The following is a 16687-nucleotide window of genomic DNA, read 5'->3' on the forward strand; positions in this document are numbered from 1 at the left end:
AATTTAATAAAGAAAGGTCAAACGGAAGTTACTTCATTTCTCTTTTGGTAAGAACTTACTTCCGTGATTACCTTTCTTTTTTTATTTTATACTATGGGAAAAACAATCAACATACAAAAAGTTGCCCTTAAGCAAAACGCCCTTTATGTTCCTGATAATATGGCCTCACAAAGAGCTATACAACCAGGAACATTAGAACTAGTAGCAGCTCTTCGCAAGCACGGCTTTGGCGTTACTGAAAACCTCCTTCACGCAATCAATGGTACTAATAGCGAGTTTCGCCAAGAGGTGATACGCATTATTAAGGAAGTACTCAACGTCAATCTCAATTGGGCACCTCTTATCAAAAACTGGGAAGTACCTACAGGCGAGAGTGCGATAGATCATATTATCACAGATTTCTACAATCAGTATCCAGACCTGATAAAATATGATGATGAGTACTCTAGCTATTATTACGATTACTATCAAGACGAAGATGAAAGATATAACGATTCTTACATACCTAAACACGAGCGATTTTTAGCTTGTGGACACTATATTCCTTATGGTACTTTCCCTTTGTGGCGTTATAATGGTTGTCCTTTCTGTGGTACCCCTTTTGAACTTGGAGAAATAGAATATCAAGGACAAGGTAGCAAACTCAAAATCCTTGATCTTTGGCGTGAAGCGGAAGCCAACACCTTTTTTCAAAACTTGCTAAGCTCTAAAACCGCCTTAGATGCTACTCAAGCAGATTCTCTTAAGCTTCTACTGCCTTATTTCTCTGTAGCCAAAGAAACAACTATTGAGATGAAGGAAACCCTTATCTTAGTAGTCAATAGCTACCTTTCTGAAGGAAAGGAAAAAGAAGCAGGAGGCTGTTTCCGCACTCCTACCGATATTCTTCGCTATTTATGGTATAAAAAAACAGGCTTCTTACAGATAATCCCTCCTAAAACAATTGTTGCTAAAAATGCTAAAAACAACCAGCATATAATGCGTCAATTAGATAAGAGTGAGCAAACTAAAGCTGAAGCAAAACAAGCTCTCAAACTCAAGTACTCTCGTGAGGAATGTGCCCGAGTAGCACGCTGGCTAAATGATTTGTCTCTTTCAGCTGAGAAGGCTTGTGAATTAATGCACCCTAAGCGCGAAATGTGGGTGCGCTTTATTCGTGCCTTGCGTTTAGCCGAGTATAGCAAGAAAAAAGGCTTTGAAAAGCTTGCTACACTATTAGACACCTTCTATCATCAGAAATACGAAGTGTGGCAAAGCAAGGTTCAACAGGCTTACCTAAATGTAGATACCGATGCTGTTTTAGAATATCTAAAAGAACGCCCTTCTCAGTTTGCGCGTTCACTATTCGCTACTATGTTATGGGTGGGTGCAGAAGATACGATTGTAGCCTTCAAAGAAGTAATAGACCAAGTGCCTATACGTTTGCTCTTTACCCTTAATAATTATGCTGATCTTTACTTTACACCACAGGGTACACGCCCTGTAAAAATCATTACAGGCGATTATATAAATGCTCCTAAAAATCAATGGGTAAATTTAGGTTATAACGAAGAGCAATTAGCTCAGATGAAAACAGCTGTAGAAGACCTTTGTTTGTGGACAATACGCAGAAAGTTCGCTACACAACCCAATCCTCATAAAACGATATTTATAGATAAACAGTTGTATTATATCCCTTTGCCTATAGGTGATAGAAGCAATAATATACAAGACTTCAATGCTACCCTAATGGGGACAAAATTTCCTTTAGAAGGCAACGAAGTACGCCTCTTTATGCAATGGGGTAAAGACCTCCCTGCCCAGCATCTCGATATGGACTTGTCTTGCTATATTATCTTTGACGAAGAATGTAGAATGGAAAATGAGATGTGCTTTTTTGGTAAACTTACCGCTACGGGGTGTCAGCACAGTGGTGATATTCGTAGTATTCCTAATAAAGTAGGTACTGCCGAGTATATCAATATCGATGTAAATATCTTGCGCCAAAAGAAAGCTAAATACGTAAGTTTTGTGTGCAATGCTTATTCTAATGGGGCACTATCTCCTAATTTAGTAGTAGGTTGGATGGATAGTAAGCATAAAATGAAAGTATCTGAGCGTACAGGGGTAGCCTATGACCCTTCTACCGTGATTCATCAGGTGCGTATCGCTCAATCATTACAAAAAGGACTCCTCTTTGGTATCTTAGATGTAGAGGCTAAAGAGATTATCTGGATGGAACTCCCTTTCCAAGGACAGCTTGCTAATGACCTATCTCTCAATACCGTAAAAACTCTACTCGATAAGTTAAATGCTAAAACTACTATCGGCAACCTGGTAACCCTCAAAGCCGAAGCTCAAGGATTGCAAGTAGTAAGCGACAAAGCTCTCGCCGATGAAGTGTATGATATACAATGGGCAGAATATGGGAAAGTAAATGAATTGTTTTTATAGTTAAAATAAACAGATATGAAAAAATACATACTATTCAGTGCTATAACCTTATTTGTTATAGGGCTACAAGCACAAAACAAATTCAAAGTAACGCCTGATGAGGCACGTAATGGTTCGTATACTATTAGCCCTACTTTACCTAAGGACGGAATGGTAAAAGCAGGCACGGTTCTTACACTCAAAGCAACCCCTGCCACTGGCTATATTTTTGATAGTGGTTATTACTCCTTACCAGAACAGTGGGGGGCTATGTTTTATGAACAATCTACACCTGAGTTCAAAGTGAAAGTAGACAAAGATATGAATGTAGGAGCTTGTTTTGTACCTAAAAAAGCGGAAGCTAATCTGAAAGTAGTGCAAGATATTGTTTATGCTAAACCGGGAGTAAAACCGCTGAAATACGATGTATATAGTCCTAAAGGTAAGCAAAACCTACCTTGTGTTGTAATTATCCACGGAGGTGGATGGAGCTCCAATACTGAATCGGTGATGAGAGGTTTGGCACGCGAACTAGCAAACAGTGGCAGATATGTGGTTTTCAACATTGATTATCGCTGGATAGACAAACTAGACGGAGATAGTACTCCTACTCAATTGCACCAAATTATAGAAGATGTGTATGGAGCTTTGTTACACATTGCTGAAAACGCTGCTAAATACGGAGGCGATAGCAGTAAGTTATTCCTTACAGGTGATAGTGCGGGAGGACATCTATCTGCCTCAGCAGCTAACTTTGTAGAACGTATAGGTGACAAAGGTTTTGGTAAAATACAAGGTGTGTATGAGTTTATGCCTACCTATATGCCTAAAGGAAAAACAGTAACTCAAGTGCGTAATGAGTTGGCTAAAGCTATCAAAGCTGTTGCCCCTAGTTATGGAGTTTTTCGTCCAGAAACTCTTGCTTTTATGTTTAAGAACTATCCTTTTTTGAACGAAATAGCTCCTATCAATAATATTCCCGAGGCTGCTAAAAGAGCTGTACCTCAATTGTTATTGCGAGGTTCAGAAGATATGCTCATCAAAGATGAAGAAGTAAAGGCTTATGAACGCGCTCTTGCCAAAGCTGGTCAGAGAGTAGAGTACATACAAGTAGGAGACGCCAATCACGCTTTTTTCGATTGGAAACCTGATACTAAAACACAAGCAACTTTCAACAAATACGGCAAATACCACGCTCACGAAATGTTGTTGTTCTTTGATTCAGTATTAGAAGATCTTAACAAAACTAACAACTAAAGAAACATCTTCAAATATAAATATCCGAGGAAGTATAATACTTTTCTCGGATATTTTTATATTAATTACTCATTCTTCATTGCTAATTATCAATTGTTTTGTACATTTGCGCTCTAAATTAACAAAGACTATGATTTATGAAATATGTGCCAGCTCTTTTGAGTCGGCTAAAAATGCTGAAATAGCAGGTGCTACCCGTATAGAGTTGTGTAGCGAATTAGGTGTAGGAGGGGTAACCCCCAGCTATGGATTAATTAAAAAAGTAATGGACGAACTCTCTATCGGTAACTGTGTGCTGATACGTCCTCGCAGTGGTAATTTTACTTATACCGATGAGGAGTTTGATGTGATGTTACGCGACATCAACCTCTGTCGTGAATTAGGTTGCCAAGGAGTAGTAACAGGGGTGTTACATCGCGATAACACAATTGATGAAGAACGTACTGCACGCCTCAAAGAAGCTGCAGGTACTATGGAATTTATCTATCATCGTGCTTTTGATTGTGCCCCCGATCCCATTGCTGCAATTAAAACCCTAAAACGCTTGGGTGTTGAACGTATTCTTACCTCAGGGGGTAAAAAATCAGCTATTGAAGGATTAGAACTGCTTAAAGAACTCAACCGCATAGCTGCAGGTCAACCCACAATTATGCCTGGGGGTGGTATCAATCCACAGAGCATTATACAGATAAAAGCTGCTGGTTTTACCCAAGTGCACTTTTCAGGTACAGTTTTTGAGGATTTGTGTACATCTTTGCCTTTCTCATTTAAAACAGAGGCGTTTTTAGACGAAACAAAACGCCCTATTTCTAATGTTGAAAACATTAAAAAAATTATGAATAATTAGCCAGTTTGTTGTCAATTAACAAATTGGTAAATTGACAAATGAATATGGTTTATATAATTCTTATTGGTATTTTTATCATTTATTTTCTACTAACATTTTATGCAAGTAGAAGTTTAAAAACCCTCAAAGTTCCCCGTTGGGTAGAATGGCTATTTTGGCTCATCACAATAGGAGTGGTAATTCACTTGTTGTACCATTGGTTCTGTAGAGGAAAAGTTGTATGGAGTGCCCCTCAACAATATGCTGTTGCAGGGCTACTTACGTGGCTTATTATCTGTTTGTTTGTAACTCTTCCTTTGTTATTAGAAGATATTACACGACTTATAAAAGCTATATTTCGCAAACCTACTAATGCATCACGTATTCCTTCTCGTCGTAAGTTTGTAAGTACTTTAGGTTGGGGATTGGCAGCTATTCCTTTTGCTTCTATCCTCTATAGTATTTTCAAAGGAAAATATAACTACAAAGTTTGGAAATACACACTGTATTTTGATAACCTCCCTAAAGCATTTGATGGCTATCGCATTACTCAAATATCCGATATTCATTGCGGTAGCTTTGATAACTATGAGAAAATACGCTATGGAGTAGAGCTTATCAACTCACAAAAAAGCGATGTAATCCTTTTTACTGGCGATTTGGTGAATAATTTGGCAAATGAGGTACACAATTGGAAATCACTTTTTGCTACTCTCCAAGCACCTGATGGAGTATTTTCTATTATGGGTAACCACGACTATGGTGATTATTCCTCTTGGGAAACTCCTGAAGCTAAACAACAAAATTTAGAGCATTTATTTCAATTACAAAAACAAATGGGGTGGCAACTATTGCTTAACGAACATTGTTATTTAGAACGTAATGGCGAAAAAATAGCTTTAATAGGGGTAGAAAACTGGGGACACGGTCGATTTTCTAAATATGGCGATTTGAATAAGGCTATGGAAGGTGTAAATACCGAAGATTTTAAAATATTAATGAGTCACGACCCAACTCATTGGCAAGAGATTGTGTTACCTGAAAATAAAGATATTCAACTTACTCTCAGTGGTCATACACACGGGATGCAATGTGGTATTGAAATACCTGGGTGGCTAAAATGGAGCCCTTCACAATATATTTACAAATATTGGGGAGGAATGTATGAAGAGGATGGTAAATACCTGAATGTAAATAGAGGTTTTGGTTATCACGCTTTTCCTGGTCGTTTAGGAGTATGGCCTGAAATCACAGTTATTGAACTTAAAACTAAATAACTAAATTGTATGAAAAAATTTATTATCTCAGGAGGTGGTACTGGCGGACATATATTCCCTGCCATCGCTATTGCCGATGAAATAAAAAAACGTTTACCTGAAGCCGAAATACTTTTTGTAGGGGCTAAAGATCGTATGGAAATGCAAAAGGTACCTCAAGCTGGTTATCCTATTAAAGGCTTGTGGATTTCAGGAATTCAACGTAAACTCACTTGGCAAAATTTGATTTTTCCACTAAAGTTTATCCATAGTCTATGGAAATCCCGACAAATCATTAAGCGTTTTAAACCTGATGCTGTCATAGGTACAGGGGGGTTTGCCAGTGGAGCTGTAGTAAAAGTAGCAGGACAAATGGGAATCCCTACTTTTATTCAAGAACAAAATTCCTATGCAGGCATTACCAATAAGATGCTTGCCAAAAAGGCAAAGAAAATATGTGTTGCTTATGATGGTATGGAAGTTTTCTTTCCAAAGGAGAAAATCGTAAAAACGGGTAATCCTATTCGTGGAGGTTTATTAAATATAGAGCAACATCGCGAAGAAGGTTTATCGTATTTCCAACTTAATTCTCATCAAAAAACACTTTTGATATTAGGAGGAAGTTTAGGAGCACGACGCATCAATCAGTTAGTAGAAGCTCAGTTGCCTTTATTTGAAAAATTAGGGGTACAAGTGTTATGGCAATGTGGCAAACTTTACTATGAAGAATACAAAAAGTATAATAGTTCACAAGTACACGTTTTAGCTTTTATTGATCGTATGGAACAAGCTTATGCCGTTGCCGATATAATTATTTCACGAGCAGGTGCAAGTTCTGTAAGTGAATTATGTGTAGTAGGCAAACCTGTTATATTCATCCCTTCACCTAATGTAGCCGAAGATCATCAAACTAAAAATGCACGTGCTATAGCTGATAAACAAGCTGCTATTTTAATAAAGGAAAATGAATTAGATAGTAAATTTGCAGATACTTTTAGCAGCTTGATAACTGATGAAACTCAACAGCAAAATCTTTCGTCTCATATTAAAGCGCTAGCTCAACCCAATGCAACCAAAGAAATTGTAGATTTAATAATAAATAACAGATGACTAAATTTTTAACCTTTATAGCTCTCTTAGGAGGAGGAGTGCTTTCTATAGCACAAACTATCTTAAAACCCTCTGTATTTATAGATACTAAAAGTGATGATTTCAAAAAAGGTATTGTAGAAATCAAAGAATATACAAACTATGAAGTATATCAACAATTACAACGCAATCTCAAATCAGGTAACTCAGCTGCTATCAATGCTGATATGATACGTCAGGCATTTATCACGAGAAAGATAGCTTTACAAAAAGGTACTTACATCATTGATAACAACGAACAACATTTCGAGTTTGAAATAGGTAATAGTGGTCAATTAGTAGGTGAAGGTAAATTTGTAAATAAAAAGCGTAACATTCCTTCTACTTATATTTTTAACAATGGAAAACTTGCTGAAATTCATATTTTTACTCCTGAAGGAAGATTACGCAAAAAAAATATCTTCAAAGGTAATACTATAGAAGGATTGGTGTATGACCATGCTGGAAATATTGCTCAAAAAATAGAAATATACACTAATTTAAAAGAAGGCGCTGACCAAATAGTAACTAATTATCACAAGAATGGCAACCCTAGTAAAGAAATAAATACTATTAAAAACACTACCAAAGAGTATTATCAAAATGGCAAACTCAAACTCGAACAAGTAAACAGTAAAACTACTACCAAATATGACCCTGAAGGAAAAATAACTGAAAAATGGTATGTTACTGAAAAAGGTAACTGTAAAGAGTTATATGAAAAAGGGGTAATCTCTCAAAAAATATGTGAAGATCGCAGTATAAAAGAAACCACTGTGAGCACTTATAAAAATGGTAAATTATTAGAAACAAAGAAATTATGAATTTACAACCAATAACAAACGTTTATTTTATAGGTATTGGAGGTATAGGAATGTCTGCCCTTGCACGTTATTTCAATGCCAATGGCAAAGTAGTAGCTGGTTATGACCGTACCTCTACTGATATTACTGAAATGCTTGAAAAAGAAGGTATAAAAGTACATTTTACCGATGAGGTAGAAGTTATACCAGCTTCATTCAAAAATACTACAACTACTTTGGTGGTTTATACACCTGCTATCCCTAAAGATCATAAAGAACTGACATTTTTTCAAGAAAATGGCTATCAAGTAGTAAAACGATCAGAAGTGTTAGGCTTCATTACTAAAAACTCCTTTTGTTTAGCTGTTGCAGGTACTCACGGTAAAACTACAACATCAAGTATTTTAGCCCATATTATGGTAGAAAGTGGAGCTTCGGTAAGTGCTTTTTTAGGAGGTATAGCCGAAAATTTCAATAGTAATTTGGTACTCAAAGGTAGTGAATATACAGTAGTTGAAGCCGATGAGTTTGACCGTTCATTTTTACGACTTTCACCTAACATTGCTTGTATTACCTCTATGGACGCCGATCACCTCGATATTTATGGTGATGAGCAACATCTTATAGAAGGATTTCACGAATTTGCTGGAAAAATTAAACCTGGAGGCAGTCTCATTGTACGCAACGGACTAAACATAGCTGGTGAAACGTATGGTTTAGATGATAATTCTGATTACAGTTTCCAAAATATTCATATTGTAGATGGTATTTATCATTTTGATTTCAAATATGCAGGAGGTATTTATAAAGATATTACCTTTATGAAACCAGGGCGACACAACTTACTCAATGCTTTGGCAGCTGTTACTATGGCTGTAAAAGCTGGAATTGCTCCTGAAAAATTGTTACCTCACTTAGCTACTTTTAAAGGGGTAAAACGTCGTTTTTCATATATCATTAAAGAAAAAGACTTTGTTTTCATTGATGATTATGCACATCACCCTTCCGAAATCAATGCGCTATATCAAGCAGTAGCTGAAATGTATCCTAATACTCCTAAAACTATTGTTTTTCAACCTCACCTTTTCTCTCGTACACGTGATTTTATGAATGATTTTGCAAAAAGTCTATCACAATTTGATGAGGTGATACTATTAGATATCTATCCTGCACGTGAATTATCTATAGAGGGGATTACTTCACAAGTTTTATTAGAGAAAATAACTACTTCTAAAAAAACTTTAGTAAGCAAAACTGAACTTATTCCTCTTCTACTCAAGAAACGTCCTCAATTATTATTAGCTGTAGGAGCAGGTGATATAGGAGCTGAAGTAGCTCATATCAAAGAAGCTATGAAAAAGTAAAAACTGAAGAAAATAACAAAAAAATGAGGCTCACCTTTTTTGATGAGCCTCGTTTTTATTTTTAGTATCCGAAGAGTTCTTCTAAAGAGAGTTTTTTGAAATCTCCTATTTTTTGAAGTTCATCTTTTGAAAGTTTCTTTTCAGAAGCTAAAATTACATAAGTATAAGGCTTTTTGGAAAGGTATTTATCGTGGAAAGTTTTTATCTCTTTCATTGTAATACCATCTATATTTTGATATACTTGCTTGCGTATATCATCCTTAAGACCTAATTCTTTTGCTGCTAAATAACTATAAATGATACCATCTTGAGTAATACGTTCAGTTTCTATTTCTTGTTTGATTTGTAGCTTGGCTAATTCGAGATTAGCTGGTAATTCAGGCATTGTATTGAGCAGTTCATTCATAGCCTCAACAGCTTCTTTAAATTTGTCAGCTTGCGAACCTACATAGGCAAGCACATAGTATTTATCAGTTTTCTTTCTTGGTGAAGCATAATAACCATAAGTACTATATGCTAACGCTTTGCTTTCGCGAATGGTTTGGAATACCAAAGACCCCATACCTCCACCAAAATAGTTATTGAATGCACTAATTACAGTACTTTCAGCAGGGTTGAAAGGAACAGTATTGCGCACCCAGCGTGTTTCAGCTTGTACCATTTCATAATCAGTAAAAAGTACTTGGTTTTTAGTCTGTTCTACTTGTTTAAACTCCTTTTTAGGAGCTACTTTAGCGAACTTAGTAGGTACTTTATGCAAAGGTTTTAGTTTAGCTGTAAGTTCTGAAAGTGTAGCAGGTCCATAATAAATAACGGTTTGCTCTACATTGTTCAAATTTTTAACTCTATCTACCAATTCCTTTGCACTAATCGTATTAATTTCGGCATTAGAAAGTACATTGTTCACCTTATTTTTAGAACCATAAAGAGCATAATTAGTAAGTGCTTGCATAATAGCCCCACGATTAGCTTTTACATCTACACGTGATTTAGCAACACGTGCTTTAAGTGCTTGTAATACTTGTTCATCTGGTTGAGCATTGAGAACTAAATCTTCATAAAGTTTAACAGCAGCTTCAAAATTCTCTTGTAAACCTTCTATTGATACATAAGTATATTCTTCTTCTGTAGAGATTTGGAAGCTGGATGCTATCTTATAAAATTCTTTTGAAATTTGTTCAGCTGATTTCTTATCAGTTCCTAAAAATTGGATGTATTGGGCTGCTATAGGCATTTTCAAATCATTAGCTGAACCTATTTTGTAGCGGAAACTCAAACGATACAACTCATTATCTTTATTTTGTACATACAATACTTCGGCATTACCTAATTTACCTTTTTGCAAATCTTTACTGTAATTTAAGAATACAGGAGCTACTGGAGTACTTGGCATCTCGTTGATCATTTTCACAAAAGCTGATTGTTTATCGGCATTAGTTTCAACAGGAGTAATAGCAGGTTTTTCAATTTTTTCTACATTGGTGCGTTGTCCTTTCTCTTTATAAATAGCCACATAGTTATTACCTAAGTATTTATTAGCAAAAGCGACAATATCGGCTTTAGTAAGTTTAGAAAGATTATTTACATAAGCTACTTGGTCTTTCCAGTTGAGATTATCTGTAAAAGCTGCCATCAACATATTAGCGCGATTGCTATAAGATTCAGTTGCTTGAATCGTTTGTTTTTTCAAATTGTTGATAATAGAAGGAATAAGATCGTCATCAAAATTACCTTTTTTAAGGTTTTCTATTTGCCCTAACATAAGATCTTTTACTTGTTCTAACGACTGTCCTTGTAAAGGAGCTCCTGATAGATATAGTACTCCATAATCTATAAGTGTATAAGCAAAGGCACTGGCTTTTAGTAATTTTTGTTTCTTTACAAGATTCAAATCGATAAGCCCAGCATTGCCATTGGTAAGGATTTCACCTACTAAATCAGCTAATAGAGCATCTTTATCTTGGTTACCTGGCAAACGGAATGCTATAGAAACACTTTCAGCATCAGGACCTACTACTTTTTTGATGATAGGGGCAGTGATAGGTGCTTCTTTCTCAAAAGTATATTGAGGTACAGGTTTAGGTTGCATATAGCTAAAAGCCTTATCAATTTCGGCAATAGCTTTATCAGGATTGAAATCACCAGCCAATATTACTGCCATATTATTAGGTACATAATAGGTTTGGAAGTACTTGCGAATTTCTTTTAATGAAGGATTTTTTAAATGTTCTACCGTACCAATAGTAGTTTGCAAGCCATAATTGTGTTTTTTGAACAACTCAGAGAAAAGAGTTTCAAATACTTCACTATTATCGCTATCCAAAGAGCGATTTTTTTCTTCATATACAGCTTCTAATTCGGTATGGAAAATACGAAGCACAGGATTGCGAAAACGTTCAGATTGTACAGCAATATACTTATTGATAGCATTTGCTGGTACATCATCAGTATAAACAGTTTTCTCAAAAGAAGTAAACGCATTAGTACCTTGTGCTCCCATAGCAGTCATCATCTTGTCGTACTCATTAGCAATTGCATACTTGCTAGCTACCCCCGATACTGAATCAATTTTCTTATAAATAACCTTACGTTTAGCAGGGTCTTTGGTGTGATTGTACTCTTCATAAAGGGCATCAATTTTGTCTAATTGTACCTTTTCTTTGTTCCAATCAAGAGAACCGTATTTATCAGTTCCCTTAAAGAGCAAATGCTCTAAATAATGTGCAAGTCCTGTATGAGTAGCAGGATCAGTTTTACTACCAGCCTTCACGGCTACATAACACTGAATGCGGGGTTCTTTATTAGTAGGACTTAGGATTACTGTAAGCCCATTTTTCAAGGTATAAAACCTTGCATTGGTAGGATCGTGGGTAACATATTTATAAGTGTACCCGCCACTTTGAGCTTCTTTCCACTCGTAGTTTTGAGCAGTAACCCCGAACGATATAGCTATAGTAAACAGCCATAAAAATAGATTTCTTTTCAGCATAAAAATATAGTTTTAAAATGTGTATTAAAAGAAAAGGGTATCTAAAAAGTTGTTTCCAGATACCCTCTATTTGTTACATAAGTTATTACTTATTAATTATTTAAGGCTTCCTACCATATCTTCAGGGCGCACCCATTTATCAAAGTCCTCAGGAGTAACATAACCAAGGCGTACAGCCTCTTCTTTGAGGGTTGTACCATTGCGGTGAGCTGTTTGAGCAATTTCGGCAGCTTTGTAATAACCTATTTTAGTATTAAGAGCTGTGACGAGCATCAACGAGTTGTCTACTAATTCTTTAATACGTTTGTAATTAGGTTCGATACCACTTGCGCAATGTTCTTCAAACGATACACAAACATCACCTAACAACTCAGCTGATTTAAGGAAGTTAGAAGCCATTAATGGTTTAAATACATTCAATTCGTAATGACCTTGAGTACCACCTACTGAAATAGCTACATCGTTACCCATTACTTGTGCTGCTACCATTGTCATCGCTTCACATTGGGTAGGATTTACTTTACCGGGCATAATAGAACTACCTGGTTCGTTAGCAGGGATGAGAATTTCACCAATACCAGAACGAGGACCTGAAGCCATCATACGAATGTCGTTTGCAATCTTGTTTAATGATACAGCCAATTGCTTGAGGGCACCGTGGCTTTCTACAATAGCGTCGTGAGAAGCTAAAGCTTCAAATTTGTTAGGAGCGGTTACAAAAGGTAGACCGGTGAATTTAGCAATATACTCAGCTACTTTCACATCATAACCTTTAGGAGTGTTGAGCCCTGTACCTACAGCAGTTCCACCTAAAGCGAGTTCTGAGAGGTGTGCTAAAGTATTTTTGATAGCGCGAATAGCGTGATCAAGCTGAGCTACATAGCCTGAAAGTTCTTGTCCTAAAGTAAGTGGTGTAGCATCCATAAGGTGTGTACGACCTATCTTTACTACATCTTTAAAGGCTTCAGCTTTAGCGGCAAGGGTATCGCGTAGTTTTTGAACCCCAGGAATAGTTTTTTCAACTACCATTTTGTAGCAAGCAATATGCATACCTGTAGGGAAAGTATCGTTAGACGATTGTGATTTATTCACATCATCATTAGCCTTTAACACGGGGTCTCCTTCTCCTATTTGTTTGCCAGCTAACACTTGAGCACGATTGGCTATAACCTCATTCACATTCATATTAGATTGAGTACCTGAACCGGTTTGCCAAATTACCAATGGGAATTGGTCATCAAGTTTGCCTTCGAGAATCTCGTCACAAACTTGAGCAATAGCATCGCGTTTTTCGGCTGAAAGTACGCCTAAATCGAAGTTAGCATAGGCAGCAGCTTTTTTAAGATAGGCAAAGCCGCGGATAATTTCAATCGGCATAGAAGCGGGTGCACCGATTTTGAAGTTGTTGCGTGAACGTTCTGTTTGTGCTCCCCAATATTTATCGGCTGGCACCTTCACTTCACCCAAAGTGTCTTTTTCAATTCTATAACTCATTTTGTTTGTATTAGTTAAAATAATCTTCTTTTAAAAAACGCTACAAAGGTACATTTTATTTTCTAAATATTAAAATTTTTTTAAGAGATTTTTTGTTATGATAATTCTGTAATTTGCTAATTAGCTAATTAATTGCTACCTTTGCGCCCTCAAAAAGATTATTCAGAATAAAATGCTTGATAAACTAAACATTGTTAAACAACGCTTTGATGAGGTATCGGATTTGATTATCCAACCTGATGTGATTGCCGACCAAAAACGTTACATTCAGCTTAATAAGGAGTATAAAGATCTAAAAGAGTTGATGGATAAACGAGAAGAGTACATCAATGTAACTGGCAATCTTGTTGAAGCTGAAGAAATTATTGCCGATGGTAGTGATGCTGAAATGGTGGAGATGGCTAAGTTACAATTAGAAGAAAGCAAAGAACGCTTACCTCAATTAGAGGAAGAAATCAAATATATGTTGATTCCTAAAGACCCTGAAGATGCGAAGAATGCTGTAATGGAAATACGTGCTGGCACAGGTGGAGATGAGGCTTCTATCTTTGCTGGAGACCTTTATCGTATGTATACTAAATATTGCCAAAGCAAAGGCTGGAGTACTTCGGTAATGGATTTCAATGAAGGAACTGCAGGGGGCTACAAAGAGATTATTTTTGAAGTTACAGGTGATAATGTATATGGTACTTTAAAGTTTGAAGCAGGAGTACACCGTGTACAGCGCGTTCCTCAAACTGAAACACAAGGGCGTGTACATACTTCAGCTGCTACTGTAATGGTATTACCAGAGGCTGAAGAGTTTGATGTAGAACTCAATATGGCAGATGTAAATATTATTCGTACAACCTCTACAGGCCCTGGCGGACAGTCGGTGAATACTACTTATTCTGCTATTCAACTCCAGCATATTCCTACAGGTATAGAGGTGCGTTGCCAAGATGAAAAATCTCAACACAAAAACCTTGAAAAAGCATTGAAAGTATTACGTTCTCGCCTCTACGAATTAGAACTTGCTAAAAAAATGGAAGCTGATTCTGCTCGCCGTAAGTCAATGGTATCCAGTGGTGACCGTTCAGCTAAAATACGCACTTATAATTATCCTCAAGGTCGCGTAACTGATCATCGTATCGGGCTTACTCTCTATGATTTACAGAATGTTATCAATGGAGACGTTCAACGCCTTATTGATGAATTACAACTTGCTGAAAACGCTGAAAAACTCAAAGAAGGTGATGTGTTTTAAAGAAGTAAGATAACAAAAATAGTGTTACTAAATAGAAAAGAGCCTGTCCGAAAAGTTTTAACAGGCTGATTATCAGCAATGAATAAAAAAGAGGCTATCTTTTGCCAGATAGCCTCTTATTATTTGGTGTTTTACCACAAAAGTTGTATCTTTGTGGTTCCTAAAAAAAACACAATGACAAAAGTATCATTTAAATCTGAACCTTACAAATTTTTAACACTTTTCCCCGAGAATATTTTTGATAAGTTAGATAGTAACCACCCTGCTAAATTAGTAGAAATGGTTGTTAATCAGTTAGATATAACTGATATTATTCAAAAATATAAGGGTGGAGGCTGTTCTGCATACCACCCTCGTACAATGATAAAAATAATCTTCTATAGCTATCTTTCTAACATTTATTCTTGCCGCAAAATGGCTATTGCTGTCAAAGAAAATCTCCCCCTTATGTATCTTGCAGGAGGTACAACTCCTGATTTTAGAACAATCAATGACTTTAGAGGTAAAATTTTGAAAGATTCTTTGCAAAAACTTTTTGCTGAAATAGTAAAACTCTTAGTAAAAGAGGGTTATCTAAGCCTTGATGTACAGTATATTGACGGTACAAAAATAGAATCAGCTGCTAACAAATATACTTTTGTGTGGAGAGGTTCTGTAGAGAAGTACAAGGAGAAGTTAGAGGCTAAAATAAATAAAGTGCTCTCTGATATAGAAGATAGCATACAATCAGATAACCAAGAGATTATTAAGCAAGAACTTCCTAAAGAAATTAATACCAAAGAACTTAAAGAGAAATTAGCTGAGATTAATAAAAGGCTAAAAGAACCTACTAAAAAACAAGCTAAGGAGTTAGAAAAACTTCAAAATGAGCATCTTCCAAAGTTAGAAAAATATGAAGAAAGTCTAAAAATAATGGGAGATAGAAATTCTTATAGCAAAACAGATACAGATGCAACTTTTATGCGAATGAAAGATGACCATATGAAAAACGGTCAGCTCAAACCAGCTTATAATGCTCAAATATCCACTGAAAATCAGTTTATTACTCACGTTAGTATACACCAAACACCAGGTGATACCAATACTTTAGAGAGCCATTTAGATGGTTTTGAAAAGAGCTATCAGAAACAAAGCAAAGAGGTATGTGCCGATGCAGGTTATGGTAGTGAAGAGAACTACCAAATGCTGAAAAAGAAAGAAATAGAGGCTTATGTGAAGTACAATTATTTTCATAAAGAGCAGAAGAAAAAACAAAAAGAAGATCCTTTTTTGGTTCAGAATATGTACTATAATCTAAAAGAGGATTATTATGTATGCCCAATGGGACAGAAATTGAGCAATGTAGGGAAAGGAAAACGGACTTCAAGTAATGGATATGAATCAAAAGTTACTTATTATCAAGCACAAAGGTGTGAGGGGTGTCCACTAAGAGGCTTATGTCATAAGGCAAAAGACAACCGAAGGATAGAGGTTAATTATCGATTAAATCACTTAAAAACAGAAGCAAGAACCTTATTAATGAGTGAAAAAGGGCGGTATCATCGCAGTAAGCGACCGATAGAAGTAGAAGCAGTATTTGGTCAACTAAAAAGTAATAATAAGTTCAATCGGTTTACACATAGAGGCAAAGAAAAGGTAGAAATGGAGTTTTTACTAATGGCAGTTGGGCATAATTTTAGAAAATTAGTATCCAATAAGGCGACTACTACCAAAAAAGAAGCAAAAAGCAATGAAAATGTGGTAAAAACACCTCAAAATGCTACTTTTTCATTTTTTTACCTTGCCCAATCTGCTTAGGAACTCTAAAAACAATCTTTTTTTAGCCAACCATAGAGTAATCCTCAAAAAAAAGAGGCTGTCCTTAAAAGTTTAAACTAAACTTTTCGGACAGCCTCTTTTCTATTTGTTGTTC

The 16687-nt window shown here is 36.1% G+C and carries 11 protein-coding genes; 9 read left to right on the top strand and 2 right to left on the bottom strand.

Translation table 11 applies throughout. The features are described 5' to 3' along the window. Nucleotides 1-93: 93 nt before the first annotated feature. The 7 genes from CBG49_RS09010 (at nt 94) to murC (ending at nt 9046) form a co-directional block, all read left to right on the top strand. On the top strand, nt 94-2433 hold the full coding sequence (locus CBG49_RS09010; protein ID WP_088594234.1) for a hypothetical protein: 2340 nt from the start codon (nt 94-96) through the stop codon (nt 2431-2433). Between the two features lie 15 nt (nt 2434-2448). Next, nucleotides 2449-3669, top strand: a complete 1221-nt coding sequence (locus tag CBG49_RS09015; RefSeq protein ID WP_088594235.1) for an alpha/beta hydrolase — start codon at nt 2449-2451, stop codon at nt 3667-3669. A 130-nt stretch (nt 3670-3799) separates the two neighbouring features. Beyond that, complete coding sequence (locus tag CBG49_RS09020; protein WP_088594236.1) at nt 3800-4516, top strand: copper homeostasis protein CutC; 717 nt, start codon at nt 3800-3802, stop codon at nt 4514-4516. Between the two features lie 44 nt (nt 4517-4560). After that, the gene (locus CBG49_RS09025) at nt 4561-5772 is read left to right on the top strand and encodes a metallophosphoesterase (protein ID WP_088595298.1); all 1212 of its coding nucleotides are present in this window, start codon (nt 4561-4563) and stop codon (nt 5770-5772) included. Nucleotides 5773-5781: 9 nt separating this feature from the next. After that, nucleotides 5782-6861, top strand: a complete 1080-nt coding sequence (gene murG, locus CBG49_RS09030) for an undecaprenyldiphospho-muramoylpentapeptide beta-N-acetylglucosaminyltransferase (RefSeq protein ID WP_088594237.1) — start codon at nt 5782-5784, stop codon at nt 6859-6861. Next, nucleotides 6858-7703, top strand: a complete 846-nt coding sequence (locus CBG49_RS09035; protein WP_088594238.1) for a hypothetical protein — start codon at nt 6858-6860, stop codon at nt 7701-7703. The genes murG and CBG49_RS09035 overlap by 4 nt, the downstream gene beginning before the upstream one ends. Next, on the top strand, nt 7700-9046 hold the full coding sequence (gene murC, locus CBG49_RS09040) for a UDP-N-acetylmuramate--L-alanine ligase (RefSeq protein ID WP_088594239.1): 1347 nt from the start codon (nt 7700-7702) through the stop codon (nt 9044-9046). Before CBG49_RS09035 ends, murC begins: the two co-directional genes overlap by 4 nt. 61 nt (nt 9047-9107) lie before the next feature. On the opposite strand, the gene CBG49_RS09045 is transcribed toward murC, so the two are convergent. Then, the gene (locus CBG49_RS09045) at nt 9108-12035 is read right to left on the bottom strand and encodes a M16 family metallopeptidase (RefSeq protein WP_088594240.1); all 2928 of its coding nucleotides are present in this window, start codon (nt 12033-12035) and stop codon (nt 9108-9110) included. A gap of 96 nt (nt 12036-12131) precedes the next feature. Next, the gene (gene fumC, locus CBG49_RS09050; protein WP_009413104.1) at nt 12132-13529 is read right to left on the bottom strand and encodes a class II fumarate hydratase; all 1398 of its coding nucleotides are present in this window, start codon (nt 13527-13529) and stop codon (nt 12132-12134) included. A 172-nt stretch (nt 13530-13701) separates the two neighbouring features. Here fumC and prfA point away from each other — a divergent pair, with 172 nt between their 5' ends. Beyond that, nucleotides 13702-14775: a peptide chain release factor 1 gene (prfA, locus tag CBG49_RS09055; RefSeq protein WP_009413103.1), complete on the top strand. Its 1074-nt coding sequence runs from the start codon at nt 13702-13704 to the stop codon at nt 14773-14775. A 174-nt stretch (nt 14776-14949) separates the two neighbouring features. Next, a complete protein-coding gene (locus CBG49_RS09060; RefSeq protein WP_227002861.1) occupies nt 14950-16572 on the top strand; it encodes an IS1182 family transposase in 1623 nt (540 codons plus the stop codon). Nucleotides 16573-16687: the final 115 nt, after the last annotated feature.

Origin of the sequence: Capnocytophaga endodontalis (assembly GCF_002209445.1) — a bacterium.
Taxonomy (GTDB): domain Bacteria; phylum Bacteroidota; class Bacteroidia; order Flavobacteriales; family Flavobacteriaceae; genus Capnocytophaga; species Capnocytophaga periodontitidis.

Coding starts and splice junctions, on each gene's coding strand:
- CBG49_RS09010 (WP_088594234.1), top strand. CDS start 94: ATGGGAAAAACAATCAACATACAAAAAGTTGCCCTTAAGCAAAACGCC.
- CBG49_RS09015 (WP_088594235.1), top strand. CDS start 2,449: ATGAAAAAATACATACTATTCAGTGCTATAACCTTATTTGTTATAGGG.
- CBG49_RS09020 (WP_088594236.1), top strand. CDS start 3,800: ATGATTTATGAAATATGTGCCAGCTCTTTTGAGTCGGCTAAAAATGCT.
- CBG49_RS09025 (WP_088595298.1), top strand. CDS start 4,561: ATGGTTTATATAATTCTTATTGGTATTTTTATCATTTATTTTCTACTA.
- murG (WP_088594237.1), top strand. CDS start 5,782: ATGAAAAAATTTATTATCTCAGGAGGTGGTACTGGCGGACATATATTC.
- CBG49_RS09035 (WP_088594238.1), top strand. CDS start 6,858: ATGACTAAATTTTTAACCTTTATAGCTCTCTTAGGAGGAGGAGTGCTT.
- murC (WP_088594239.1), top strand. CDS start 7,700: ATGAATTTACAACCAATAACAAACGTTTATTTTATAGGTATTGGAGGT.
- CBG49_RS09045 (WP_088594240.1), bottom strand. CDS start 12,035: ATGCTGAAAAGAAATCTATTTTTATGGCTGTTTACTATAGCTATATCG.
- fumC (WP_009413104.1), bottom strand. CDS start 13,529: ATGAGTTATAGAATTGAAAAAGACACTTTGGGTGAAGTGAAGGTGCCA.
- prfA (WP_009413103.1), top strand. CDS start 13,702: ATGCTTGATAAACTAAACATTGTTAAACAACGCTTTGATGAGGTATCG.
- CBG49_RS09060 (WP_227002861.1), top strand. CDS start 14,950: ATGACAAAAGTATCATTTAAATCTGAACCTTACAAATTTTTAACACTT.